This window comes from Thermosynechococcus vestitus BP-1, assembly GCF_000011345.1.
Classification (GTDB): domain Bacteria; phylum Cyanobacteriota; class Cyanobacteriia; order Thermosynechococcales; family Thermosynechococcaceae; genus Thermosynechococcus; species Thermosynechococcus vestitus.
Genome location: NC_004113.1, coordinates 1,206,283 through 1,232,482, shown reverse-complemented (window position 1 = coordinate 1,232,482; position 26,200 = coordinate 1,206,283). Strand labels below are relative to the sequence as shown.

The following is a 26,200-nucleotide window of genomic DNA, read 5'->3' as shown; positions in this document are numbered from 1 at the left end:
TCTGACCAAGAATACACTCACGGGAAGGATCATGTTGGAACAGGGAACCATTTCAATCCACACTGAGAACATTTTTCCAATCATTAAAAAGTGGCTCTACTCCGATCATGAGATTTTCCTGCGGGAACTGGTCTCTAACGCCGTCGATGCCATTCAAAAACTGCGGATGGTGGCACGCTCTGGGGAATATAGCGGCGATGTGGATCACCCCGAAGTGACGATCACGATTGACAAAGAAAATAAAAAGTTAGCGATCGCCGACAATGGCATTGGCATGACGGCCGAGGAAGTCAAAAAATACATTACCCAAGTGGCCTTTTCCAGTGCCGAGGAATTTGTGCAAAAGTACAAAGGGGAAGGGGAAAACGCCATCATCGGCCACTTTGGCCTGGGGTTTTACTCCGCCTTTATGGTTGCTGAGCGCGTGGAAATTGATACCCTGTCCTACCGTGAAGGCGCCGTTCCCGTCCATTGGACCTGCGATGGTTCCACAGAATTTACCCTTGCCGATGGCCAGCGTACCACTGTGGGCACAACGGTCACCTTAACCCTTCAAGACAGTGAACTGGAGTATCTAGAGCCAGCCCGTATCCGGCAGCTGGTGCGCAAGTACTGTGACTTTTTACCCGTTCCCATCAAACTGGAAGGGGAGCAAATCAATAGGCAAATTGCCCCTTGGAAGAGTGCTCCCAATAGCCTGAGCAAAGAGGACTATCTGGAGTTTTATCGCTACCTCTATCCCTTCCAAGAAGACCCCCTGCTCTGGGTTCACCTCAATACCGACTACCCCTTTGTGGTGAATGGGATTCTCTACTTTCCCAAGCTGCGCCCCGACATTGATGTCACCAAGGGGCAAATTAAGCTCTACTGCAATCAGGTCTTTGTCAGCGACAATTGCGAAGAGGTCATTCCCCGCTTTTTGCTGCCCCTGCGGGGGGTGATTGACAGTAGCGATATTCCCCTAAATGTGTCCCGCAGTTTCCTACAAAACGATCGCACCGTTCGTAAAATTGCGGACTACATTGCCAAGAAGGTGGGCGATCGCCTGAAGGAGCTCTATCGCGAAGACCCCGCTGCCTACGTGCGCCTATGGCAAGACCTGGGCACCTTCGTTAAATTTGGCTCCATCAACGATGAGAAGTTCAAAAAGCAGGTGGAGGACATTCTCATCTACCGCACCACTGCCGCATTGACCTCCAAAGAAAGGGACGACGTTTGGGCAGCGGAGGGGGGCATTCAAGTGGATGGCAAAACCTACACCACCCTCAAGGAATACCTAGAGCGCAACAAGGAGCGCCAAGGCAATCGCGTCTATTACTGCACCGATGAGGTGAACCAAGCCACCTATGTGCAACTGCTCAAGAGCCAAGGAATTGAAGTCCTCTTTATGGACAGTTTCATTGATACTCACTTTGTACCGTGGCTGGAGCAGAACTATCGCGATGTCAAGTTCCTGCGGGTGGATGCGGAACTGGATGAAACCCTGATTGACAAGAGCAAAGAGAGTGAACTCATTGACCCCACCACCAACAAAACCCGCAGTGAGCAGATCAAAGCCCTCTTTGAATCGGTGCTGAAAAAGCCAAAGCTGACGATCCGCACCGAAGCCCTCAAGGCCGATGCGCCGCCGGCGATGATCCTCCTCCCTGAAGCCAGTCGGCGGATGCAGGAGATGATGGCAATGATGCAGCAGCAAGCCAATGTACAGTTGCCGGAGGAGCATATCTTGGTTGTCAACACCGCCCATCCCTTGGTGCAAAATCTCCTCAGCCTCAACCAAGGAACGATTATTCAAACCAGCGGTACCTCAGAAACGGGTACATTGGTTGAAAAGCTGTGTCAGTATATCTACGATTTGGCCTTGATGTCACAGCGGGCCTTTGATGCCAATGGTATGCAGCAGTTTACGGAGCGCGCCAGCCAAGTTCTAACCCAACTGACAACGATGGCCACGCGCTAACCTTTACAGATACGGGAGGTAACCCATGATAGTTACGGTAGGCCTATTGGCGGGAGCGATCGCCCTATTGGCGTGGGGACTCTACCGCAACCTGCCCTATGGCAAGCTGGGGATAGTGGCTTGGTTGCAAACCCTTGTCCTCATGCTCCCTTGGCTGGTGGTTTTTGGCAGCCTCAGCTTTGGGATTGCGATTAACTTTGCCGCCGTCCTCTTTGGGCTGGTGTTTTCGATTGTGGCCTATATTGCCCTGGGGCGGTGGTTGCGATCGCTGGCCGTCACCGCAGAACTCCCCTTGGCTACTTCTGGGCGTTCTGAACTGGAGCAAGCCACCCCAGAACAGACAACCGCTGCGCCGCCTACCGAGAAACCTAGCCTTCCCCCTGAGGATTTGCAAGCCATTCAAAGCATCTTTAGTGTTGATACCTACTTTGCCACCGATTACCTTCCCTACAAGGGAGGTGTGATCTGTCCGGGGAATCTGCGGGGTGAGGCTAAAGCGGTGCATCAGCAACTCACTGAGCGCCTCCAGGCCGCCTTGCCCGATCGCTATCGCCTCTTTATGGTGCCCAATAGTGAGGGCAAGCCCATGGTGGTGATTTTGCCGATGACCACTGAGCCAATCCGCTCCGGCAAGCTGCAAAAGCTAGCGGCGGTGTTCTTGGCGGTGGCCACCCTTGGCACCTGTCTCGAGACCAGTGCCATTTTGCAGGGCTTTAGCCTAGTGGGGAATCCCACCGCTGGCCTGTTCCAGCGATCGCTCCCCTTTGCCCTTGGCCTCTTTGGCATTGCGGCGGTGCGGGAAGTTGGCCACTGGCTAATGGCCAAACGCTATCAGGCACGCTTGGGGCCGCCGATCTTTTTGCCGGCGTGGCAGTTGGGGACTTTTGGTGCCATGACCCGCCTTGAATCCTTCCTGGCCAATCGCAGTCAATTGTTTGATATTGGTGCCGCGGGGGCGATCGCCGCCGGCAGTGTTGCGCTGCTGCTGTTGGGCACTGGGTTTATCCTCTCGCCAACCCCTCAGGGCCTAGAGGTGCCAACGATCTTTTTCCAGGGCTCGATTTTAGTGGGGACAATCGCCAAGCTCTTTTTGGGCCAGCAGTTGCAAAGCGAAGTGGTGAGGGTACATCCTTTAGTGATTCTGGGCTGGCTGGGGCTGATCATGACTGCTTTGAACTTGATGCCTGCAGGGCAACTGGATGGCGGGCGGATGATTCAAGCCATTTACGGTACGAAAACCGCCAAACGACTGACGATTATTACCCTTGTCGTCTTGGGCTTGGTGGCAATTGTCAACCCCTTGGCCCTCTATTGGGCGTTGGTGATCCTGCTGTTGCAGCGGGATGTGGATCAACCTAGTCTCGATGAAATAACAGAACCGGATGATATCCGCGCCGGTTTAGGGCTGCTGTTGTTGTTCTTGATGGCGGCGACCCTCATTCCAATGGCACCGGGGCTGGCAGGTCGGTTGGGGATTGGAGGCTAAATGCCCGATTCATTGCGGCAAATTTTGACGGCGATCGCCCAAGGGGAACTGAGTGTAGAGACGGCCTATCGCCAACTGCAATACCTTTCCTACGAACCCATTGGCGATTTTGCGCGCATTGATCACCAACGGCAGCACCGCACAGGCTTTCCAGAGGTCATTTGGGGGCCTGGCAAAACCCCCCAGCAACTTGCTGAAATTCTGGAGCGGATGCGTCCCCACTATCCCTGTGTCATGGCCACGCGCATTTCCCCAGAGGTCTTTGAGGCAGTGCGATCGCGCCTCGGGGGACTGCACTATTTTGAAAAGGCACAGATTTGCAGTACAGCCCCCATTTTGCCGCCGCAGTTTCCGCGGCAGGTGGGTTTAGTCTGTGCCGGTACAGCGGATCTGCCCGTGGCCGAAGAGGCAGCAGTGACGTTGCAGCTCTCAGGATTTAGCGTTGAGCGGTTTTGGGATGTAGGGGTGGCGGGACTTCATCGCCTCCTGAGTGTGCGCGATCGCCTTGAGGAGATGGCGGTGCTGATTGTTGTTGCGGGTATGGAGGGGGCACTTCCCAGTGTGGTGGCAGGGCTCGTCTCCGTGCCAGTGATTGCGGTGCCCACCAGTATCGGCTATGGCGCGAACTTTGCTGGTTTGGCAGCACTGCTGACAATGCTCAACTCCTGTGCCCCCGGCATCGGTGTCGTCAATATTGACAATGGCTTTGGAGCAGCGATGCTGGCGGCCAAGATCTTGCGATCGCTCAGTCAAAGGCTATAATGATTATTTGTTCTTAACGTGTCATTGATCATCAGGTGAGCTGTGGCTAACATTAAATCTGCCGCTAAACGTGCCCAAATTGCTGAGCGTAATCGTCTGCGCAACAAAGCCTATCGCTCGGCAGTGCGTACCTTAATTAAAAATTACTTGAATGCCATTAGTCAGTACAGCACCGACCCCACGCCAGAAAAGCTGGCGGAAGTCCACCACCGCCTGAACTTAGCCTTTAGCAAAATTGACAAAGCTGTTAAGCGGGGCGTTCTCCATCGCAACACGGGTGCCCGTCGCAAAGCGCGGCTGACCCGTATCCTCAACAAAACACTGCAACCCGCTGCCTAATCCCCATGTTGGTGGATACCCACGTCCATCTCAATTTTCCAGAGTACGCCCCCGATCTGGAGGCAGTGGCTGAGCGCTGGCGATCGGCGGGGGTGGTGCGCCTAGTGCACTCCTGCGTTGAGCCAAGGGAATTTCCAGTGATTCAGCGGCTGAGTGCCCAGTTTCCGGAACTGTTTATGGCAGTGGGTCTCCATCCTTTGGATACCCAGCAGTGGCAGCCCCAACTCAAGGAGAAAATTGCCAGCCTTGCCACCAGTGAACCCAAGGTGGTGGCCATTGGTGAAACGGGTTTAGACTTTTACAAAGCCACCAACCGCGAGCAACAGGAAGCCGCCTTTTGGGCACAGTTGGAGGTCGCCCAGGCCTTGGACTTACCAGTGATCCTCCACTGTCGCGAAGCAGCGGCGGCGGCTAGGGATTTATTGCAGCAATTTGTGCGCGATCGCGGTCCGGTTCGAGGGGTCATGCACTGCTGGGGTGGCACCCCCGAAGAAACGGCATGGTTCCTGGAATTGGGCTTTTACATTAGCTTTAGCGGCACCGTCACGTTTAAGAACGCCAAACAAATTCACGCTTCAGCACAGATGGTTCCCAGCGATCGCCTGCTCATTGAAACCGATTGTCCTTTTCTGGCTCCTGTGCCCAAGCGGGGTGAAAAACGCAACGAACCGAGCTATGTGCGCTTTGTGGCTGAAGCGGTTGCCCGTTTGCGGCAGTGTGACCTTGGGGAACTAGAACAGCAGACAACCCTCAATGCCTGTCACCTCTTTCGGCTACCGCTGCCTACGGAACAGTCTACTGCTCCCTTTTCTTAGCTCTTGTTTCCTGGGCTGAAGATTGATTTGCCCACAGGGTTACACTTCGGAGCGGCGTAACACCGTATCGTAGAGACCTATCTCTTTTTCCTCTCCATGGCGGTTGAGGGCAGCGTTAACCCGGCTGGGGTCTTCGTAGCGTTTAAACTTATACACCGCGTCGTTCATGAGCGCGCTGTTGAATACCCCCAGGCTCAAGGTCTTAAATATCCTCTTTTTTAATTTAATAGGGTTAGCGGGCTACTCAGGGCTTCCATACTGTTGCAGCGAACCCAGAAAGGGCGATCGCTCAATTGATCATTAAAAAATTTAGCCCATTTACCGACCCTCCCCTTTTGACCACCTAAGATAGGTCCATAGGGTAGAGGTGACAGTTTACTAAATGCTTTCGGGGACCCGCGGCCTCTCCTGAATGCGGCTGAACCTTGATCCATAGGGTTGAAGTGAATGTTCCAAAGACCGCTGCTGACTTGATGAGGATTTTTGTATGGTAAGCTCTCCTCCCCGTCCCACCGCACTCACCGACGATATTCATGCTTTTGGTCCTGCTCGCGCCACGATTCAAGGACAGCCCCTGAGCGATAGCGAAGTTGAGGCCATGGATGCCTTCTTCCGTGCCTGTAATTATTTGGCAGTGGGCATGATCTATTTACTTGATAACCCCCTGCTCAAAGAACCCCTGAAGCCCGAACACATTAAAAAGCGCCTTCTGGGTCACTGGGGATCGAGTCCCGGCTTGGCCTTTTGCTATTTGCACCTCAACCGCATTATCAAAAAATATCAACAGGAAGTTATTTTTTTAGCGGGGCCCGGCCATGGTGCCCCAGGAGTATTAGCACCGGTTTACCTTGAGGGTAGCTACAGCGAGATTTACCCCAACATCAGTGAAGATGCAGCAGGCTTAAAAAAATTCTTTAAGCAGTTTTCCTTCCCCGGTGGCATTGGCAGCCACTGTACCCCCGAAACCCCCGGCTCAATTCACGAAGGGGGAGAACTGGGCTATGTCCTCTCCCATGCCTGTGGCGCCGCCTTCGATAACCCGGATTTGATTGTGGCAGCGGTTGTCGGCGATGGCGAAGCAGAAACAGCACCTCTGGCTACCTCGTGGCACATCAACAAGTTCTTGAACCCAGCGCGGGATGGGGCAGTCTTGCCGATTCTCAACTTGAACGGCTACAAGATTAACAACCCGACAATTCTGGCTCGCATTCCCCATCAGGATTTGGAGAACTACTTCCGAGGGTTGGGCTATGACCCCTGCTTTGTGGAAGGGTCCGATCGCCCCTCCATGCACCAAGCAATGGCGGCAACCTTGGACTACTGTGTCACCAGAATCAAAGAAATTCAGCGGACAGCCCGTGAAGAGGGCCTCACCACCTTACCCCGTTGGCCGATGATTGTGCTGCGTACCCCCAAAGGCTGGACGGGCCCAGCGGAAGTGAATGGCCACAAAGTGGAAGGCTCCTGGCGAGCACACCAAGTTCCCTTGGCGGATGTTCACACCAACCCCGAAAATCTCCAGCTGCTGGAAAATTGGCTGCGCAGCTACCGGCCTGAGGAGCTCTTTGATCACAATGGCACCTTCCGCCCTGACCTCAAGGCCCTAGCACCCACAGGCAACTACCGCATGGGCATGAATCCCCACGCCAATGGCGGCCTACTGCGCAAAGATTTGAAAATGCCGAATTTCCGGGAGTACGGCATTACATTTGACAAACCGGGACAAATCGAGGTGGAAAATACCCGTCCCTTGGGGGTCTTTCTGCGGGATGTCATGCGCAACAACCCCAGGAATTTTCGCATCTTTGGTCCCGATGAAACCACCTCAAACAAGCTCAATGCGGTTTATGAGGCCAGCAAGAAGTTTTGGATTGCCGAGTCCTTTGATGAGGATGCCGATGGCGGTGAGCTGTCCCCGGAGGGGCGCGTCATTGAAATGCTCAGCGAGCACACGCTGGAGGGGATGCTGGAGGGCTATCTGCTCACAGGTCGCCATGGCTTTTTCTCCACCTATGAGGCGTTTGTCCATGTGATTGATTCGATGTTCAACCAGCATGCCAAGTGGTTGAGCATTTGCAATGAACTGTCGTGGCGGGCAGATGTTTCCTCTTTGAACCTGCTGATTACCTCAACGGTGTGGCGGCAGGATCACAATGGCTTCACTCACCAGGATCCCGGATTTCTGGATATTGTCTGCAACAAGAGTGCCAAGGTGACGCGCATTTATCTACCTCCCGATGTGAATTCGCTGCTGTCGGTGGCGGATCACTGCCTGCGGAGCAAAAATTATGTGAATGTGATTGTTTCTGATAAGCAGTTGCACTTACAGTACCTGACGATGGATCAGGCCATTATCCACTGCACAAAGGGCGTAGGTATTTGGGATTGGGCCAGCAATGATCAAGGCTACGAACCGGATCTGGTCATGGCCAGTGCTGGGGATATTCCCACCCAAGAGGCGTTGGCGGCGATCGCCCTCCTGCGGCAGGAATTTCCAGAGCTCAAGATTCGCTACATTAACGTGGTGGATCTCTTTAAGCTGCAACCGGAAACCGAACACCCCCATGGCCTCAGCGATCGCGACTTTGATAGCCTATTTACCCTCGATCGCCCGATTATCTTTAACTTCCATGGCTACCCGTGGTTAATTCACCGCCTTGCCTACCGCCGCCACAATCACCGTAATTTGCACGTGCGGGGCTACAAGGAAAAGGGCAACATCAACACCCCCTTAGAATTGGCCATCAATAATGAGATTGATCGCTTTAGTCTGGCCATTGATGCCATCGATCGCCTCCCTGAACTTCAGGTGGCGGGTGCCCATGCCAAGGAAAAATTCCGCAACATGCAAATTGCAGCCCGCAACTATGCCTACGAGTACGGTGTAGACAAGCCGGAGTTTAGCCACTGGACATGGCCCTTCTAGCTGAATCCCCTAGCCCCTCCCTGGCGGGTTGAGGGAGGGGTTCTGCTTGGCGCACGGGCACTTGGTGCTGATGTAGATAGCCCTTGATCTGGGCGATCGTCAGTTGGCCGTAGTGCAGCAGCGAGGCTAAAAGTGCCGCCTCTGCTTTCCCTTCCACAAGGGCAGCGCGAATATGCTCACAGGTGCCTGCTCCCCCAGAGGCAATCACAGGAATCTCCACTCGCTCGGCGATCGCCCGCGTCAATTCAAGGTCGTAGCCTGCCTGGGTTCCATCGGCATCCATACTGGTCACCAGCAGTTCGCCCGCACCCCGTTTAGCCATTTCCACTGCCCAGGCCACGGCATCGAGACCGGTGGCTTCCCGGCCGCCGCGCACATAGACTTGCCAACGGGGTTGGTCAGGAGCACAATCGGGTTCGCGTCGAGCATCAATGGCAACAACAATACATTGGGCACCAAAGCGATCGCTGGCCTGATTGACGAGATCGGGTTGCCGCACGGCTGCCGAATTCAGGCTGACTTTATCTGCCCCGGCCCGCAATAGATCCTTGATCATCGTCAGGGACTGAATGCCACCCCCCACCGTGAGGGGAATAAACACCTGATCCGCGGTGCGATAGACCACATCAATGAGGATGTTGCGCTCTTCATGGGTGGCCGTAATATCCAAAAATACAAGCTCATCGGCACCCGCTGCATTGTAGGCCTGAGCCAGCTCTACGGGATCTCCGGCATCCCGTAGGTTGACAAAGTTCACCCCCTTCACAACTCGACCCGCCTTCACATCCAGACAGGGCAAAATTCGTTTTGCAAGCATCATCCCTCCTTGTGGCTACTGCACAGTGACCCGACGACCACCGCCACTGACAAAGACAATCGGACGCCCCTCCCCCATCGGTTCCCAACCCACATCAAAACCACTGCGCCAAGCAATGGCACGGGCGGCTCGAAAACAATCAAAGCTATCGGGACGCACAAAAAAGACCAAGGAATGCTGTGCTGGCGACAGGTGATCAAGGGTGCGGCGAAACTGGGAGGTGGGTTTTTCTAGGGTATTAAAGAACTCGCCACCAAGGCGATCGCGGAGTTCAAAGTGGGTTTGCAAAATGGGTTTCTCTCCTTGGGGAACCAGACTCAAGCGTACATCGTAGTGGCGGGTACGGTAGCGAAAGGACTCTAGTTGTTCTTGAATTTGGCGAGGATGCGCAAAGGGATTGTCTGTCACCCGTCGCAGATGGCGGTCGATGGCCTCACTGGCTTGATCCACCTCAAGGGGCAGGGCACGATTTTCGCGGCACTCAAAGAAATACACCTGTTTGCGGGTTTCGCGGGCAATGGGGGTGCGCACAAGGGCGGGAGACACTGCCGCCGTCAAGCTCGCAAAGAGGCAAACAAAGATCATTACCCCTACAGTATTGGTGAGGACATCGAGGAACGAGTCCAGATTTTGACTGGGGGCTTGGACCTGGGGGCGGGGGCGCGATCGCTTCATGGAGCCGCAATATCCTGCAACACAGAGGCTTCTTCTAGGTTATAGGTTATCGGAATTCTCCATCGCTGGTCTTCGCCCATCTGATAGAGTGGCAATTGAATAGACCCAGAGATCAACTTCTCCTGCCTATGGCAATGCTAAAAACGCCCCCCCCTCGCTCCCTCACCTACCCAGCCTACGATCGCAGGGTTGGCAAACAGGGTCGGGCCTTGGTGTTGCTCTCAATTATGACGGTATTTTTGCTGGGGGGCATTGGCACTCGCCTGGCTTACCTACAAATTGTTGAGGGCGATCGCAACCGCCAGATGGCCGATGAAAACCGCATTCGCTTGATTCCCAAACCGCCAGAGCGGGGGAAGATTCTGGATCGCAAAGGGCGGATCTTGGCGGGAAATCAGTTCTCCTACTCCGTCTTTCTCTGGCCCCTGGCTGCTAAAAAGCCTGAATGGCCCCAGACGGTGAGAATTCTCTCGCGGGTGCTCAATATCCCCGCCAGTGAGATCGAAGCGCGGGTCAAACAAGCGGGGGTGAATTCCCCTTCGTTGATTCGCATTGCCCAAGGGATTAACCAAGGGCAAATTGTTGCCCTCGAAGAACACCGCAATTTCCTGACGGGGGTTGAAATTGACCGTGAAGCCCTGCGCTTTTATCCCCACGGCGAAACTGCCGCCCACATCATTGGCTACATTGGCGAACTGAATGAAGAGGAACTGGCAGCGCGGCGAGATCAGGGCTATCGCCTTGGGGATGTGATAGGCAAAATGGGCGTGGAAGCCACCTATGAAAAAGTACTGCGGGGAACTTGGGGCGGTCAGCAGGTGGAGGTGGATGGCCAAGGCAGAGTCATTCGCATTCTTGGGCAAAAGGTGGCGCGACCGGGGAATGACATTACCCTTTCGGTGGATTTAGACGTGCAAAAAGCGGCAGAAGCAGCCCTGGGCAGTCGACCGGGGGCGATCGTGGCGATGGATCCTCGCGATGGTTCGATTCTTGCCCTGGCCAGTTACCCTGCCTTTGACCCCAATTGGTTTGCTCGCCGTATGACCCAAGGTCAATGGGATGAGCTACAGCGGCGGCAATTTCCCTTTGTCAACCGTGCCCTCCAAGGATTCCCCCCCGCGAGTACCTTCAAGATTGTAACAACGGTGGCGGCCCTAGAGTCTGGGAAGTTCAGCCCTGATACGATTCTCATGACCTATCCTGCTCTGTATACAGGGGGCTTTGCCTTCCACGATTGGAATCGGGCAGGCTTCGGGCCTTTGGGCTTTGCGGGCGCCTTAGCTTGGAGCAGTAACACCTTTTTTGGTCAAGTCGCACGTGCCATTGGTCCTGAAACGCTGATTGAGTGGGCACGGCGCTTTGGCATGGGCACAAAAACGGGCATTGACTTACCGGGGGAAACAGCAGGCTTTGTCCCAGATCCCCAGTGGAAGCGGAAAACCTTTGGCGAAGGGTGGTACGACGGCGACACATTAATCACAGCCATTGGCCAAGGGGCATTGCAAGTGAGTCCGGTTCAAGCGGCGGTCATGTTTGCCGTGCCTGCGAATGGGGGCTATAAAGTGCGTCCGCACCTAATTGCTTCTGAAAATTCTGATCGCTGGCGACAGTCGTTGAATTTAAAGCCCTCTACCATACAGGTGCTCCGCCAAGGCTTACGACAGGTGGTGACCAATGGTACAGGAGCGGCTCTGAATATTTCTGAGGTGGCGATCGCTGGCAAAAGTGGCACGGGTGAAGATCCCCCCCGTCCTCACCACACCTGGTTTGGTGCCTACGCCCCTGCAGACAACCCTGAAATTGTCGTTGTCGCCTTTGCTGAAAACTCCGGTGGGGGTGGGGGGTCTGTGGCTGGGCCGATGGTGCTCAAAGTGATTCAAACCTACATGAAAATTCGCGATCGCTAGAAGATTGTCATTCCCCAAGCTTGCGCCTAGAATTTGAAGGAATGCGTGTGATGGGGGAAGTCATGATCGAGCAGCGCGTCATTACCCTTGGGCTGACACTGAGTCTATTGACAGTGAGTTGGGGAACTCGCCAGAGTCTTGCCGAAACTGTTCCAGTCGAGCCAGAAGTGGCTGCACCGATCCCTGTGAATCCTGTTCAACCAGTGGATAGTGCGCCTCTTGTATTCTCCACAGAACCCGTGGATCCACCCCCTGGTAGTGAACCCCTCGAACACCTGAGGCCCGCCCGCTCTATTCCCGTTGTCATCCAAGAACGCTCCACAGGCTGTCAAGCGATCGTTAGGGAGAGCATTCCCAACAACATTTGCCAAGCCCAAGGTACTCCACACCTCCCCACCCCCACTGCCCCCCGCCAACCCTCTGCTCCAGCCTTCCGTCGCCCTGTGGTTGCCGCCCAGCCAAAAAATGTTTTGCCATCTGCCCAAACGACTGCACCCGCCTATGTCCGTCAGCCCTTTCCAGGAGCGAATCCCTTGCGTTGGCTGACCGTCAACCGCCGCCAAATGCTCTTTCCCTTGCCGTTCCCGGTGCCCATTACCTCAACCTTCGGCTGGCGCATCCATCCCATTTTTGGCGATCGCCGCTTCCATTCGGGAACAGATTTGGGCGCTCCCCAAGGGACACCAGTGCTAGCAGTTTTTGATGGCCGCGTGGTTGAGTCCAACTGGCTAGGGGGCTATGGCCTCACCGTCATTTTGCAACACCCACCAGAGGAGCACCAAACCCTCTATGCCCATCTCTCACAGATTTTTGTCAATCCGGGTCAATGGGTGAACCAGGGGGAAGTCATTGGCCTTGTGGGAAGTACAGGCTACTCCACAGGACCGCACCTTCACTTTGAAATTCAGGAAATGACCGCCCAAGGGTTGATTCCCGTGGCTCCCGAAGTGCGGTTAGAATTGGCCTTAGCCCAATTAAAGCAGGCGATCGCCCGAGCCCGTCAGCAGTCAAATCGCACTTAGGTAGGACACGATGGTTGTTGCGACTTCCCCTCACACCGATAATCCCCTATTGCGGGGCGATGGTTTTCCCCCCTTTGATCAGATTCAGGTGAGCCATGTTGAGCCAGCGGTGCGCCAACTGTTGCAGGAACTCACCCAAGAATTAGAAGCCCTTGAGCAATCCTTTACCCCCACATGGGAAGGGTTAGTGGAGCCCCTAGAACGCCTCAGCGATCGCTTGGATTGGACCTGGGGTATTGTGAGCCATCTTACAGGGGTCAAAAACAGTCCTGAGCTCCGTCAAGCCTACGAAGCGGTTCAACCCCAAGTGGTGGAGTTCTACACCCGTCTGGGGCAATCGCGCCCCCTCTATGAAGGCTTTAAGGCACTGGCGGCCAGTCCAGAATTTCACAGCTATCCCCCGGCGCGCAAACGCATTGTTGAAGCAGCCATTCGCAATGCTGAACACAGTGGGGTTGGCCTCACGGGTGCCGCCAAGGAGCGCTTCAATGCCATTCAACTGGAATTGGCGGAGCTTTCCACCCAATTCTCCAACAACCTTTTAGATGCCACCAAGGCCTTTCGCCTCAAGCTCACCCAACCTGATGAAGTGGCTGGACTGCCCCCCAGCCTACTGGCGCTGGCTGCCCAAACCGCTCGCCAAGATGGCATTGAGACCGCAACTCCAGAAACAGGGCCATGGCACATCACCCTCGACTTCCCCAGCTTTGGCCCCTTTATGCAGCACAGCCAGCGGCGGGACCTACGGGAACAGCTCTATCGTGCCTACATCTCCCGTGCCAGCAGGGGTGAGTGGGATAATCAGCCAATTCTTGAGCGCATCCTTGCCCTGCGGGTTGAAGAGGCCCAGCTTTTAGGATTCAACACCTATGCTGAACTCAGCCTTGCCAGCAAAATGGCGGACAGTGTCGCCAGTGTGGAAAAACTCCTTGAGGAACTGCGTCAAGTCAGCTATAGTGCTGCGGCGCGGGAACTGGAAGAACTCAAAGCCTTTGCTGCTGCCCAAGGGGCACCCGAAGCCAATGATCTGCAGCACTGGGATATTCCCTATTGGGCAGAACGTCAACGGGAAGCCCTCTTTGACTTCAAGGATGAGGAACTACGCCCCTACTTTCCTTTACCTCAAGTGCTTGAGGGTCTATTTGGCTTAGTGAAGCGGCTCTTTGGGGTGACGGTTGTGCCAGCCGATGGCCAAGTCCCCGTTTGGCATCCCGATGTGCGCTTTTTTGCGATTCTAGACGAAAACAACGTAACGATCGCCCACTTTTACCTTGATCCCTATAGCCGTCCTGGCGAGAAACGCGGCGGCGCCTGGATGGATGACTGCCTTGGTCGCGCTAAATATCGCCTTCAGGGGGAATGGCGTACCCGTTTACCCGTTGCCTACTTAATCTGCAATCAAACGCCCCCTGTGGATGGCAAGCCCAGCCTGATGACCTTTAGTGAAGTGGAAACCCTCTTCCACGAATTTGGACATGGTTTGCACCACCTGCTGACACGGGTGGACGAAGCGGGTGCCGCCGGCATTAACAATGTGGAGTGGGATGCCGTCGAACTCCCCAGTCAATTTATGGAGAATTGGTGCTACCATCGCCCAACCCTTTTTGGCATGGCACGCCACTATGAAACCGGGGAACCCCTGCCAGAACACTACTACGAAAAACTGGTTGCCGCCCGTACCTACCGCGCCGGCAGTGCCCTATTAAGACAGTTGCACTTTAGTTTGTTGGATTTGGAGCTGCACCATCGCTATCGACCAGGGGAGGGGGAAACCCCGCAACAGGTGCGCGATCGCGTTGCCCAGACAACAACTATTTTGCCTCCCCTGCCAGAGGATGCGTTTCTCTGTAGCTTTAGCCACATTTTTGCTGGGGGGTATGCTGCGGGTTACTACAGCTATCTTTGGGCAGAAGTTCTCAGTGCTGACGCTTTTGCTGCCTTTGAGGACGTCGGCCTAGACAATGAGCAAGCGATCGCTGAAATGGGACGACGCTACCGCGAAACCGTGCTTGCCCTTGGCGGCAGCCAAGCCCCTATGGAAATTTTCAAAGCCTTCCGAGGCCGCGAACCAAGCACCGAGGCCCTACTCCGCCACCGCGGTTTAGTATCAAAAAATTAAATTAGACAAAAAATGCTGTACCTTATTCTAAAACATGTAGGCTGTGGATCACACCACCTTCTACATCAAATTTGAGCTCGATGTTGAATGGCCAAGTGAGAATAAAGCTGCCACCTTCCTCGCTCCTTCAGTGGCAGGGGGGTCAAGGTCTTGGCAATGTTCTCCTCATCAAAAATCTGGTTGACCTACATTCTCGGCCAAGGGTTAACCCGCATGAGAGCCTTATTTTATCTACAAAAGGACAAAGACGAAAATGCCCACTGCAACAGCGATGCCCATCAGAGCCACCACCATGATGTGTCCCGCTGCTGGGAGTACTATCCCCAGTCTACCACTGGGCTGCGATCGGCATCCGCCAACCGGAACCGAAGGCGCGATCGGTAATTTTTAAGCCTGGCGCTGCCTGCTGGCGCTTGAATTCTGCCCGTTGAACCATGCGCCGCACGTGCTGCACAAGGTCGAGGTCATATCCTGCAGCGGCAATTTCTTGATCCGACTGGTGGCGATCGATCATCCGTGCCAAAATGCCATCAAGAATGTCGTAGGGTGGTAGGCTATCTTGATCCCGTTGCCCGGGTTTAAGCTCAGCACTGGGGGCTTTGCTGAGAATGTGGGGAGGAATCACCACAGGGCCAGCGATTGGCAGATCGGGAATAGGACGACCCTGCGCTGCCTGGCCATTGAGCCAATGGCACAGCTCATAAACACGAGTTTTGGGGACATCGGCAATGGCTGCAAGCCCGCCATTCATGTCGCCATAGAGGGTGCAGTAGCCCACCGCTAGTTCTGATTTATTGCCGGTGGAAAGGAGCAAGTGGCCAAACTTGTTGGCGATCGCCATCAGCAGGGTACCGCGAATGCGGGCTTGGATATTTTCCTCGGCGACGCCACTGGGAGTGCCAGCAAAAAGGGGAGCCAGCACCTCGCTGTAGGTCTGCATTAGGGGAGCAATGGGTAAAACCTGTGTGGCAATGCCCAAGTTTGCTGCCAAGTCCTTGGCATCGGTAATCGAGTGCTCGGAACTGTAGGGGGAGGGCATCAGCACCCCCAGCACCTGTTCTTTGCCAACCGCAGCGGTTGCGATCGCCGCCACCAAGGCTGAATCAATACCGCCACTGAGACCAATCACCACCTGCCGAAAGCCACATTTACGGGCATAATCCCGCACCCCCAAAACCAAGGCTTGCCAAATTTCCGCCGCTTCACCTTTGGCCAAGGGAGCAATCATGGCGGTGGGTTGCAAATCTCCGTCTTGCCAGCGCACGGCTAGGTAATCCTCACGAAACCCCTTGGCACGGCTCACCACTTCCCCCTGCCGATTCACCGCTAAACTGGTGCCATCAAAAACCAAATCATCATTGCCCCCCACCTGATTGGCATAGATCAAGGGACAGTGATATTGCCGCGCTGTGTGCTCAATCAGCGCCTGCCGCAACTTGGGTTTGCCGACACAGTAGGGGGAGGCCGAGAGATTCACAATCAGATCCGCTCCCTCAGCCACCAATTCAGCAACGGGATTGCGCTCGTAGTACCGCTGCCCCCAAAACTGCTCATTGTTCCACAGGTCTTCACAAATCGTGACGCCAATTTTGAGCTGATCGGTGGCCGTCGTCAGTGTCAAGAGATTCTCCGTACTGCCAGGGGCAAAGTAACGGCACTCATCAAAGACGTCGTAGGTGGGCAACAACTGCTTGGCAAAGACCTGTTGCACCTCACCTTCGCGCAGGAGAGCAGCGCCATTGTAGAGTGGCTTTTGACCTTTGACGTCAGCATCAGGGTTGGGCAAAACTGTTCCCACCAGTACAGCCACCGCTGGGGGCAAGGCACTGGCCAGGTGGTGCAGTTCCTGCTGCATCGCCTCAACAAAATGGCGGTTGAGTAGCAAATCCTTGGGGGGATAGCCACAGAGGGCCAGCTCAGGGGTAATGACCAAATCCACAGGGTGCTGGCTGCAGATCTCCTGGACTGCGCTGGCGATCGCTTCAGCATTGGTTCTGAGACTACCGACGGTGGAGTTCAGTTGGGCAATCCACAGATGCACAGCCATAGACAATTCCTCAATTCCTCAAAAGTTAAACAAAAACAAGGGGCTTATCCTTCAGGGCCGCAAAGGCCTCGCGATCGAAGCGGTAGAGGGTTGCCGGTCGCCCCGCCCCGCGGATGACTTTCTGGTGCGTATCTTGCAAGATGCCCAATTTCAGAAGCCGGGAGCGGAAGTTAGAATAGTCGGAAAAGTTAGCCCCTAGGACGGTACTGTAGAACTGATAGAGATCGTTGAGGGTGAAATACTCCGGCAGCACATCAAAGGCCACAGGGCTATACTCCAGCTTATTGCAGAGGCGGCGGTGACCATAGGCCAAAATTTTGCTGTGATCAAAGGCCAGATCAGGACAGGCACTCAGGGCAAACCACTGCACTGGCAACTCCCCAGGAACAATGAGTTCGGCATCAGCAAAGCGCACCAAGGCAAAGTAACTCACAGACAGATAGCGTTTGCCATAGGTGGGATTCCGGTCCGATTCGCCAAAGGTGTACAGTTGCTCCAAATACAGGTTACTGACGCGAATTTTTTCCGCTAGGGTGCGGTAAGCAGCGGCTTCAAGGGATTCCCCCTGCCGCACGAGGGTGCCGGGAAGGCTCCAATAACCGATAAAGGGAGGCTGTTGTCGCTGCACCAGTAGCACCAGGAGGCGATTTTGATCCGTATCCACGGAGAAAATGACGTTGTCCACACGAACGACAAATTCTGCCAGGGGCAAAGGGGAGACCGTCATGGCTGCGAGTAAAGTCCTTGCTCCTGAATATACTGGGCGATCGCTGGCGGGAGTTGTTGGGCATCCCGCTGTTGCCGATAGGTTGTCGAGGAAACCGCTGGCCCGCGGTAGTTTGCCAGTTCTACGTGGGGACACAGCCGCTGCACCACTTGCCAATCCTGAGGGTCAATGACAACGCCAGGACGCTGCAGGACCAATAGCTGCACCTGGCCAAGGAGTTTTTCCGCCTGATACCACTGGGGTAGCTTCCTAAGGACATCACTGCCCACCACAAGGGTGAAGAGTTCCCCTGGCCACCGCTGCTTCACCTGTTCAACGGAATAAAGGGTGTAGGGGTGGCTGAGTTCGGGGTGATGCTCGACATTGGGGCGGTTGAGGCTGCGCACCAATAGATTGACCATTGCTTGGCGATAGGGCAAGGGGGTTTGCTGCCCTTTGAAGGGGTTATCGGCTGCCCACACGAAAACGCGATCGTAGCGATCGCTCAGCCACTGGAGAATGTCTCCGTGGGCGGCGGTTGGTGGATCGGCACTGGTACCAAAGAGGGCAATGGTCATGGGTGCTGTCGTAACTGTTGGATCAAGGCGTCAAGGGCAGGGGAATAAACCACGGGCTGGGTCACATCCAAGAGAGTCTCTGGCAATTCCGCAAGGCTGGCGCGGTGGCGATCGCGAATGGTTGTCAATGACTCCGGCGGATAAAGGGGGCACCCTTCCTTCATAACCAGTTCAAGGAGCGGTTTGCCCCAAACCTGTTCCTCGCTGGCAAGGGCAAGGCAATCCCCACTGGGGCGGCGGTAAATTTGCTTGCGTCCGGGTAGGGTCATTTTGCCACTGGCGATCTTCATCACCCCCTGACCATTGATCTCCACCAGTTTATAGACACCGTTGACCGGTTCTCCCGTAACCAGCTTCGTACCGATGCCATAGGCATCAATTGCGGCACCCGCTGCCTGCAGGCGGCGAATTTCCCCCTCATCGAGATCGCCACTGGCAATGATTTTTGCTTGGGGCAACAGTTGACGGATTTTCTGGGAGAGGCTCAAGAGATCCCCTGAATCAATGCGCACTGCCTTGACCAAAATCTCCCCAGCGGCTTGGCGATCGGCGAGGGTGGCAATGGCGGCAAGGCTGTCATAGGTATCCACCAAGAGTGCCCCTTCGGGATAGGAGCGCAAGAAAACCGTAAAGGCGTCCTGTTCGGTTCCCTTGAGGGTCGCGATCGCCATGACTAGGGAATGGGCCATGGTGCCTACGGGAACCACCCCCAACTGCTGTGCAGCGAGGACATTGGAAGTGGCTGTAAATCCTGCCGCTAGGGCGGAGCGGGCTGCCCACAGGGAGGCTTGGGGACTGAAGGCGCGCCGCGTGCCAAATTCCAGGAGATCCACCTCTTCCCCCACCAACTGTCGCAGCCGGGAAGCACGGGTGGCCACAAGGGTTTGGTAGTTGACGATATTGAGCAGACAAGTTTCTATCCACTGGCCTTGCCAAAGGGGGGCATCAATGCGCAGCAGGGGTTCCTGGGCAAAGACCACTGTTCCTTCCGGAACCGCCCAGACATCGCCGCGGAACTCACCCTGGCTCAATAGCTCCCAAAATGCTGCCGGTGCCCGTTCAAAAACCGCCAGACCTCTGAGGTAATCAATTTGCTGAGGTGTCAACCGTAGCTGTTGCAAATACTCCAGCACCTGAGCCAACCCCATTGCCACCAGATACGTATAGCCTCGGGGCAGACGCCGCACACTGAGTTCAAAACTGGCCGGTGTCCAAGCCAAATCTTCGCCGGCGTAGGTGGACACCATCGTCAGTTCGTAGAGATCCGTCAGCAAGCTGTAATCGGTGGCAGCCAAGGTCAAACCGCTCATGGCTCTGGCATGTAAAGGCTGTTTTACTTATAGTGAGTTTCACCATAATTTTGACATACTCACCGGCCTAAAGTGCGATGATTCTTGACGCTTCACTGGGTGATGCTACCGAAGGAGTCTTACTCTCCCTCTGCGTCCATTTATAGTCGTGGCAATGCCCTATCCCGACTTTCTCTATGTTTCTTGCGGCATTTTCGTCTCTATCGTGCTCTGCGCCGCAGTTTATGCATACAACAGAGCGGACAGATAGATCGACTTTGCCCCATTTAAAACCGCATGTTGAGCAAGTCCGACTGGTTGGCTCCCATCGGTCGATAACAATAAACTCACGGTTTAGTTTTTTGCACTTAGCCTCAACTAAAACCCTGAATTCTCGCCAACCTTGCAAGCTAATTGCTCTAGCGAGTTTGCGGTTCTTCACCATTCCAGAGACATTCAAGTCTTCCAGCGTGATCACTTGGCTCTCGATAACCACGCGGGTAGACAATTTATGCAAGAAATCCCTGCGAATATCTGAAATCCGACTATGAAGCTTAGCGATTTGCAGTCTTGTTTTCTCGCGTCGTTTGCTTCCTTTAACTTGACGGGCAAGTTTGCGTTGTTTTCGCCTGATCTTTTTGTCTAGCTTCGAATAATCAGGGCCATCAATCTTTTCGCCTGTACTTAAAGTAGCAAACGCTTTAATTCCCAAATCAATGCCGATAGAAGGGTTAGTTGCAGGTTGATCAACTGGATCGATCTCGACCACAAAACTGAGAAAATATCGATTTGCAGCATCTTTAATCACCGTAACTGAGCTTGGTTTAGAAGGAAGCTTTCTTGACCAAATTGGTCTGATGTTACCAATCTTCGCCAGATAAACTTCTTCGCCTTTAATTGAAAATCCACAGGTAGTAAATCTGGCGGATTGTCTTTCTGTCTTCTTTTTAAATCTAGGAGGGTTGACCTTTTTGCCTTTTCGCCGACCTTTAATTGAATCGAAGAAGTTTTTATAGGCAACTCCTAAATCGGCAACAGACTGCTGTAACGGGACATTAGAAACATCAGACAACCATTGCCGCTCTGGTGTTTTCTTTGCTTGGGTAATTACTAGCTTTTGCAATTCACTAGTTTTTGGCAATTTATCAGATTTCTTGCAGATTTCCAGTGCATCGTTCCATACCACACGGACACACCCAAACAACTGAGCTAGGCGTTGTCTTTGTTGGTCTGTGGGATAGAAACGATACCTATATATAGCTTTCATTGGTTGTGCTATAATTGGTCTGTGGATAGATTATAGGTTGGTCTACAGGCAATGTCAAGTCATCTTCGTAAACGAAGGCACAGTGTTACGGACCTAAAGATTCATTTGGTATGCGTGACTAAGTATTGCCGGCCAGTCCTTAGCGCTGAGGGATTAGAGCTAATCGAGAAATCGTTTCGAGAAGTCGCCAAGAAGATGGATTTTCAGATTCTTGAATTTAACGGCGAAGAAGACCATGTCCATGCGCTAATCGAGTATCCTCCCAAACTTTCTCTTTCCCAGATTGTAAATGCGCTTAAAGGTGTATCTAGTCGTCGATATGGAAAAGCTGCACTACCAAAACCACATGAAGAATCACTTTGGAGCCCTAGTTATTTTGCGGCATCTGTTGGAGGAGCGCCGTTAGAGGTGCTTAAGGAATACATGAGAAATCAAAAGTCCTAAAAGGACGGGGCTTGTATCCCATTTCATTGGTCAAGGCGTTCCCAGAGGCGTTCGTAGGCGGTAAGGGTAGTCAGTAGGGGTGCCGATCGCCAGCGGTCAACGCCAAAGCCGAGGGCATGACAGGGTTGCCATGTTTCCAAAAGATGAAAAATCGCCGTGCGGGCGATCGCCCCTTCGAGGGCAGAGGAAAAGACGAGCCGCTGCGGTTCTAAACCCCGCCGCAACAAGAGACTCAGGCTGTCTGGATCACCAAAGAGAGCCGTCTTAATCACAAAGAATCCTGGCCAGCCGCGATCGACCCAACGCTGCACTTCCGCAGCACTGACCACACTTTCATCGAGGGCGATCGCTGTTGTCACCGTTTGGGCAAGGCTCAATAGAGCCTGCCATTGGTCAGGGGGTAGCGGTTGCTCCACATACTCAATTTTGCCGTTCCCATGGCGATCGAGCCAAGCGAACCAGCGGTTTGCCGTTGCCCTATCCCAGCTGCCATTGGCATCAAGGCGTAATTTGGCCCCTGGGGGCAGCGCAGCCAGTAGCGCCTTGAGGATTGCCTGTTCCTCCTCTGGAGACATCACACCCACTTTCCACTTGAAGGTCGTTTGTCCCCGTTGCCAAGACTGCTGCCACTGCTCAAGGGCAGCCTGACCACTCCCTAAAAGTGCGCAGATTGGCCAAGGACGCACCCTATAGGGCAATCGCCCCACACTCTGCCAGGCGGTGGCAAAACCAAACTGGGCAGCAGGTAACGCCTCTGGAATTGTGGCCATGATCTCTGGGGTCAGGTGGCCAGGGAGTTGCTGACACAGGGCAATATCAGCATTGAGGGTTTCGCTGCCCCAGCCGGGGAGGGGGGCAATTTCACCGTAGCCCACTTGACCCTGTTCATCTTCGAGACGCAGATAAATCCCTGAGCGCGATCGCCAGACCCCCTGTGCCGTTGTCAAGGGTTCCTGAAGAGGTTCCTCATAGATACGCCATTGCCAGCGCACCCCTCACCCCCACTAAACCCGCTCAAGGGTGGCCTCAAGCAAATGTTTGAGCCTATGGTTGTTGTGAATGCCGCTAAGCAGGGTGTAGTGATTGGCATCCAACTGCCAGTAGTGCTCAAAACCGGTACAGCGGTTGACATCCCCCAGCAAAATAAACTGCTGCACGATCGCATGGGGGGTAATCCAGCCCTCCCCTTCTAGCCGACCCAAGAGGCTGTGTTGGAGCACATAGGTAAACACCTGCTCATCCAGTTCCACCTTTCCCCGCGACTGCAACAGTAATTCTGGCTTCACTTGATCGGCAAATGTGATCTTGGCCGCCATTGAAAACCAGTCATCTTGGCCGTAGGAGACAAGAATCCTGCCCGTCACTGGAATGGGTTCTTGATTGGCCTCTAGCCACGTGCCCTTGAGCAGCCACCGTCCCCCATCAACTAAAAATGTATGATTCACGTGTCTCACATCCCCAATGGCTGTCCTGATTGTATCGTTACCCTATGGGTAGGGGTAGAGATCAGCAGAAATTTTTGTGACACACTTTCAATACTGATGCTGACGGGTAGCGCGCAGGCTTCTCCATGGCCTCTGCTACTCCATCGGGCCTTTTCTGAGCGTTAAGGGGGGATCCCCCACCGCCCTCTGTTGGATATTGGCTACCGCATTCATGAATCAGGTTTGGGGGAAAAATGTGCTTTGGCATGAGTTGGATTTCACTGCATCATCGGCAGGTGTCACGGTATTAACCCTAGGAAAATACATCGAAAACTCAAACAGCCCCAGCAGCAGAGATTGGTTACTGCTGCGCACCTCTAGCGAGCGGTACCCCAGGCAGCAAGCAGGGCTTGCATCCCAACACTCACCGAGGCTGCGCCAACGGTAAAGCGCAGGGCTGCCCACCTAACAGCTAAAATAGAGCCCATAGAGAATACTCCCAACGCAGTTAGGGGTTATAAATACCTAGTTTTACCCCCTTTGAGGTCTCTCCCTATGCGTCTTTCCACCCTCACCTTGGCGATTTTTGCCAGCACACTGACTGCTTTACCTGCCTTTGCAGATTCTGCTGCCATTGGCCCGATTCAAGTGAGTCCCGAGTTGCGATCAGCACTGCAATCCGCCCCCAATCCTGGGGCAAGTCCCAATGCTGACCAGCCTGTAAGTAGTATGGCGGAGATTGAAAACCGCCTGGAGATTTCCCCTGTGCCTGCCCGCCCAGAACCAAGAGTCTACAGGCAGTTTGAGGAACCCCGCAGTGGCCGTGGTTTCCGCTTCAAAGTGGACCTCTAGGGGTCAAGGGCAGCACTTCTGGCCGCGTGCAGTTGGCCATTCTGTTGATCCAGTAGGGCTTGAGCAGCAGGGGCATCCAGGCCTGTCCAGTGCATGAGCAGGGCACGCTTCACTTGGTAGCCACTGCGCTCGAGAAGCGCCGCGGCCGCTGCGCGATCCATTCCTGTGACATCCGTGAGAATCCGCAGGGCACGATCCAGGAGTTTACGATTGCTGACGGCCACATCCACCATACGGTTGCCATAGACTTTGCCCAACTGCACCATCACCCCTGTGGAAATAATATTCAGTGCCATTTTTGTTGCGGTACCCGCCTTCAAGCGGGTGGATCCAGCAAGAAGTTCAGGCCCCACTAACAGGCGAATATCAATGTCAGCACTGCGCTGCACTTGCTCCACGGGAACGCAGGCCATAAACACAGTCAGGGCCCCCACCCCTTGGGCAGCATCCAGTGCCCCATGGACATAGGGAGTCGTGCCGCCAGCACTAATGCCAATGACCACATCTTGGGCCGTGATCTGGCGATCGCCCACCACCGCTGCGCCGTCTTCGTAGCGATCCTCTAGCCCTTCGGAACTGCGCACCAGGGCTGCGTCACCGCCAGCGAGAATACCCTGAACCAAATGGGGCGGTGTACAAAACGTGGGTGGACATTCCGCAGCATCCAAAACCCCCAAACGACCACTAGTGCCGGCACCAATGTAAAAAAGCCGTCCCCCTTGGCGGAGGCGGGCTGCTGTGGCACTAATGGTTTGGGCTAAAGCCTCGCGGGCTTGGGCGATCGCCCGCAGGGTATGGGCATCTTCCTGATTAAAAAGATCAACCAGTTCCAAGGGGGTGAGCTGATCGAGGTTTTGACTGGCGGGATTGATCTGCTCTGTCAAGAGATGGCCACGACTAGGGAGCTCTTGGAGATTGGTCATGGCCGCGCCGAAATTTCTGCCATTTCAATCACAGTGCCGTCGTAGTCCTTAACAAGGAAATTCAGGGGGCGATCGCTCCGCATTTTGTAGCGCAGTTGCCGCCGCTGAATTCGCAACAATAGGAGTTCGAGGCACTCACGGTCAAAGCAGACATGGCGCTGGCGATTGCGTTCCCCCTTGCTAGCACCACTAATGACATGGAGTTGGGTATTTTTCTTGAGTTGGTACCACAAACCATCACTGGGACTGGGGCGCTTGGGACTGCTGTAGCTCAGGGCCGAGGGGACATAGAGGGGATCCATCGAGGCCACACCCAGGGTTTGCTCATAGTTGTAGTAGTAGTGCAGGGGCACATCGGCAATGGCTAAACCCAACTCCTGCTCATAGAACTGCCGTGCGTGCTCTAGATCCGAGACCATGACGGTGTAAACCTTGGGAGCACTGGACAAAAAGAGCCACATTGCCCCTGCGTAGCCCATCAGCAGCAGGATCATAATCCCTTGGGTGGAAAATATCCCATCCCAAAGACCATCGAGCCAAGCAAATAGAAGGTGAGGCGTCAACAGCATGCCAATGCTCTAGGAGAGTTTTTTCTATTGTAATGTGGTCAACCGAATTGAGCCGCCATTACTCATCCGCAAAGATATAGTCATAGAGTTCTTCAGGCTTAGGCTCCGGACTTTGCTCGGCAAAGGTCACAGCATCCTCCACAATCGCCTGTACTTTTTGCTCAATGGCACGCAGGTCTTCGCCAGTGGCGAGTTCTTGCTCCACGAGGTAGGCACCCAGCTTCTTGATGGGATCCCGCTTTAGCCAAAATTCTTTCTCTTCCTTGGAGCGCAGTTCATCGGGATCTGCAAGGGAGTGACCCCGGAAACGATATGTCAAAGCTTCAATGAGGGTTGGGCCTTCACCGGCACGGGCACGGGCGATTGCCGCCTCAGCCACTGTACGCACCGCCAGCACATCCATACCATCCACTTCTTCACCCACCATGCCAAAGACCTTGGCCTTCTTGTAGATTTCTGTTTCGGAACTGGCACGCTCATGGGCCATGCCGATCGCCCACTTGTTATTTTCTACAACAAACAGAATAGGCAACTTCCAGAGGGCGGCCATATTCAAGCACTCAAAGAACTGGCCATTATTGCTGGCACCATCGCCAAAGAAGCAAGCGGTGACCTGATCGGCTTTGGCATCCCCCATCACTTGACGGCGATACAGTGTCTGAAAGGCCGCCCCCGTAGCCACAGGAATCCCCTCAGCCACAAAGGCAAAGCCCCCCAAGAAATTATGCTTGGCGGAAAACAGGTGCATTGAGCCGCCCCGGCCTTTGCTGCAGCCTGTCGCCTTGCCAAAGAGTTCAGCCATCACCTCACGGGCAGGTATACCGGCACTCAGGGCATGGACGTGATCGCGATAGGTACTGCAGACGTAGTCATCGGGACGCATCGCCTTGATCACGCCCGTAGAGACAGCCTCTTGACCGTTGTAGAGGTGCACAAAGCCAAACATCCGCCCCCGATAATACATTTCGGCACACTTATCTTCAAAGGTGCGCCCCAGGACCATATCCTCATAGAGCATTAACCCTTGCTCACGGGTAATGGCCGTTTGGGGAATGGACAAAGAGGGCAGACTACGCTCTTGAACCATAGCAGGCAATGATTAACTTGGGGTAAACGCCGTACCAACAGGGCAAGCTGCCGTTGGCATCCCACTATTGTACTCAAATTACAGCCTTTTTCTTAAATATGGGAGTGCCAAGGGAATCCCAGCCTCTCTTCATGGAAGTCAATGGGTATTCCTGCCCCTTGCTGGTTGGCTCAAAAGTCCCGTAGA

General features: G+C 54.3%; 24 protein-coding genes. 11 read left to right on the top strand and 13 right to left on the bottom strand.

Going from position 1 to position 26,200, the window contains the following annotated elements; genetic code table 11:
* Positions 1-31: 31 nt before the first annotated feature.
* From htpG to TLL_RS06005, 6 genes are all read left to right on the top strand, one after another.
* Positions 32-1,960: a molecular chaperone HtpG gene (gene htpG, locus TLL_RS06030; RefSeq protein ID WP_011057033.1), complete on the top strand. Its 1,929-nt coding sequence runs from the start codon at positions 32-34 to the stop codon at positions 1,958-1,960.
* A gap of 25 nt (positions 1,961-1,985) precedes the next feature.
* Positions 1,986-3,446, top strand: coding sequence for a site-2 protease family protein (locus TLL_RS06025; RefSeq protein WP_011057032.1), 1,461 nt, complete (start codon positions 1,986-1,988; stop codon positions 3,444-3,446).
* Positions 3,447-4,208: a nickel pincer cofactor biosynthesis protein LarB gene (gene larB / locus TLL_RS06020; protein ID WP_011057031.1), complete on the top strand. Its 762-nt coding sequence runs from the start codon at positions 3,447-3,449 to the stop codon at positions 4,206-4,208.
* A 42-nt stretch (positions 4,209-4,250) separates the two neighbouring features.
* Positions 4,251-4,547, top strand: a complete 297-nt coding sequence (rpsT, locus tag TLL_RS06015) for a 30S ribosomal protein S20 (RefSeq protein WP_011057030.1) — start codon at positions 4,251-4,253, stop codon at positions 4,545-4,547.
* Between the two features lie 5 nt (positions 4,548-4,552).
* Complete coding sequence (locus TLL_RS06010) at positions 4,553-5,362, top strand: TatD family hydrolase (RefSeq protein ID WP_011057029.1); 810 nt, start codon at positions 4,553-4,555, stop codon at positions 5,360-5,362.
* A gap of 487 nt (positions 5,363-5,849) precedes the next feature.
* Entirely contained in the window at positions 5,850-8,288 is a 2,439-nt protein-coding gene (locus TLL_RS06005; protein WP_011057028.1) for a phosphoketolase family protein, read from the top strand.
* Here TLL_RS06005 and hisF read toward each other — a convergent pair.
* Both hisF and TLL_RS05995 read right to left on the bottom strand, forming a co-directional pair.
* Positions 8,263-9,105 (bottom strand): imidazole glycerol phosphate synthase subunit HisF, encoded by an 843-nt coding sequence (hisF, locus tag TLL_RS06000; RefSeq protein WP_231833864.1) that lies wholly within the window; start codon positions 9,103-9,105, stop codon positions 8,263-8,265. The two genes, TLL_RS06005 and hisF, sit on opposite strands and share 26 nt — an antisense overlap.
* Before the next feature lie 15 nt (positions 9,106-9,120).
* Complete coding sequence (locus TLL_RS05995; protein ID WP_011057026.1) at positions 9,121-9,780, bottom strand: hypothetical protein; 660 nt, start codon at positions 9,778-9,780, stop codon at positions 9,121-9,123.
* Between the two features lie 128 nt (positions 9,781-9,908).
* On the opposite strand from TLL_RS05995, the gene mrdA reads away from it, so the two are divergent.
* The 3 genes from mrdA to TLL_RS05980 all read left to right on the top strand — a co-directional run bounded on the left by mrdA (position 9,909) and on the right by TLL_RS05980 (position 14,828).
* Positions 9,909-11,687, top strand: a complete 1,779-nt coding sequence (gene mrdA, locus TLL_RS05990) for a penicillin-binding protein 2 (protein WP_011057025.1) — start codon at positions 9,909-9,911, stop codon at positions 11,685-11,687.
* A gap of 62 nt (positions 11,688-11,749) precedes the next feature.
* Positions 11,750-12,709 carry a M23 family metallopeptidase gene (locus tag TLL_RS05985; RefSeq protein ID WP_231833843.1) on the top strand — a complete coding sequence of 320 codons (960 nt, stop codon included), beginning with the start codon at positions 11,750-11,752 and terminating at the stop codon, positions 12,707-12,709.
* A 10-nt stretch (positions 12,710-12,719) separates the two neighbouring features.
* A complete protein-coding gene (locus tag TLL_RS05980; protein ID WP_011057023.1) occupies positions 12,720-14,828 on the top strand; it encodes a M3 family metallopeptidase in 2,109 nt (702 codons plus the stop codon).
* Between the two features lie 328 nt (positions 14,829-15,156).
* Here TLL_RS05980 and TLL_RS05975 read toward each other — a convergent pair whose 3' ends face one another.
* The 5 genes from TLL_RS05975 to TLL_RS05955 form a co-directional block, all read right to left on the bottom strand.
* Entirely contained in the window at positions 15,157-16,875 is a 1,719-nt protein-coding gene (locus tag TLL_RS05975) for an NAD+ synthase (protein WP_011057022.1), read from the bottom strand.
* A 25-nt stretch (positions 16,876-16,900) separates the two neighbouring features.
* Complete coding sequence (locus TLL_RS05970; protein ID WP_011057021.1) at positions 16,901-17,602, bottom strand: NUDIX hydrolase; 702 nt, start codon at positions 17,600-17,602, stop codon at positions 16,901-16,903.
* Positions 17,599-18,159, bottom strand: a complete 561-nt coding sequence (locus TLL_RS05965; RefSeq protein ID WP_011057020.1) for a nicotinate-nucleotide adenylyltransferase — start codon at positions 18,157-18,159, stop codon at positions 17,599-17,601. The genes TLL_RS05970 and TLL_RS05965 overlap by 4 nt, the downstream gene beginning before the upstream one ends.
* Entirely contained in the window at positions 18,156-19,469 is a 1,314-nt protein-coding gene (locus TLL_RS05960) for a nicotinate phosphoribosyltransferase (protein WP_011057019.1), read from the bottom strand. Before TLL_RS05960 ends, TLL_RS05965 begins: the two co-directional genes overlap by 4 nt.
* A gap of 67 nt (positions 19,470-19,536) precedes the next feature.
* Entirely contained in the window at positions 19,537-20,715 is a 1,179-nt protein-coding gene (locus tag TLL_RS05955; RefSeq protein ID WP_011057018.1) for an RNA-guided endonuclease InsQ/TnpB family protein, read from the bottom strand.
* Positions 20,716-20,766: 51 nt separating this feature from the next.
* On the opposite strand from TLL_RS05955, the gene tnpA reads away from it, so the two are divergent.
* Entirely contained in the window at positions 20,767-21,159 is a 393-nt protein-coding gene (gene tnpA / locus TLL_RS05950) for an IS200/IS605-like element ISTel2 family transposase (protein WP_011057017.1), read from the top strand.
* 23 nt (positions 21,160-21,182) lie between these two features.
* On the opposite strand, the gene TLL_RS05945 is transcribed toward tnpA, so the two are convergent.
* The 3 genes from TLL_RS05945 to TLL_RS05935 all read right to left on the bottom strand — a co-directional run bounded on the left by TLL_RS05945 (position 21,183) and on the right by TLL_RS05935 (position 23,071).
* Positions 21,183-22,151 (bottom strand): o-succinylbenzoate synthase, encoded by a 969-nt coding sequence (locus TLL_RS05945; protein WP_011057016.1) that lies wholly within the window; start codon positions 22,149-22,151, stop codon positions 21,183-21,185.
* A gap of 12 nt (positions 22,152-22,163) precedes the next feature.
* Positions 22,164-22,604: a hypothetical protein gene (locus TLL_RS05940; RefSeq protein WP_231833842.1), complete on the bottom strand. Its 441-nt coding sequence runs from the start codon at positions 22,602-22,604 to the stop codon at positions 22,164-22,166.
* Positions 22,605-22,960: 356 nt separating this feature from the next.
* Complete coding sequence (locus tag TLL_RS05935) at positions 22,961-23,071, bottom strand: YSIRK-type signal peptide-containing protein (RefSeq protein ID WP_164920828.1); 111 nt, start codon at positions 23,069-23,071, stop codon at positions 22,961-22,963.
* 67 nt (positions 23,072-23,138) lie between these two features.
* On the opposite strand from TLL_RS05935, the gene TLL_RS05930 reads away from it, so the two are divergent.
* On the top strand, positions 23,139-23,435 hold the full coding sequence (locus tag TLL_RS05930; RefSeq protein WP_011057014.1) for a hypothetical protein: 297 nt from the start codon (positions 23,139-23,141) through the stop codon (positions 23,433-23,435).
* Here TLL_RS05930 and murQ read toward each other — a convergent pair.
* From murQ to pdhA, 3 genes are read right to left on the bottom strand one after another with little or no spacing between them, the layout of a single operon-like run.
* A complete protein-coding gene (gene murQ / locus TLL_RS05925) occupies positions 23,432-24,358 on the bottom strand; it encodes an N-acetylmuramic acid 6-phosphate etherase (RefSeq protein ID WP_011057013.1) in 927 nt (308 codons plus the stop codon). The two genes, TLL_RS05930 and murQ, sit on opposite strands and share 4 nt — an antisense overlap.
* On the bottom strand, positions 24,355-24,927 hold the full coding sequence (locus tag TLL_RS05920; RefSeq protein WP_011057012.1) for a hypothetical protein: 573 nt from the start codon (positions 24,925-24,927) through the stop codon (positions 24,355-24,357). The genes murQ and TLL_RS05920 overlap by 4 nt, the downstream gene beginning before the upstream one ends.
* A gap of 58 nt (positions 24,928-24,985) precedes the next feature.
* Positions 24,986-26,014: a pyruvate dehydrogenase (acetyl-transferring) E1 component subunit alpha gene (gene pdhA, locus TLL_RS05915; protein WP_011057011.1), complete on the bottom strand. Its 1,029-nt coding sequence runs from the start codon at positions 26,012-26,014 to the stop codon at positions 24,986-24,988.
* Between the last annotated feature and the right edge of the window lie 186 nt (positions 26,015-26,200).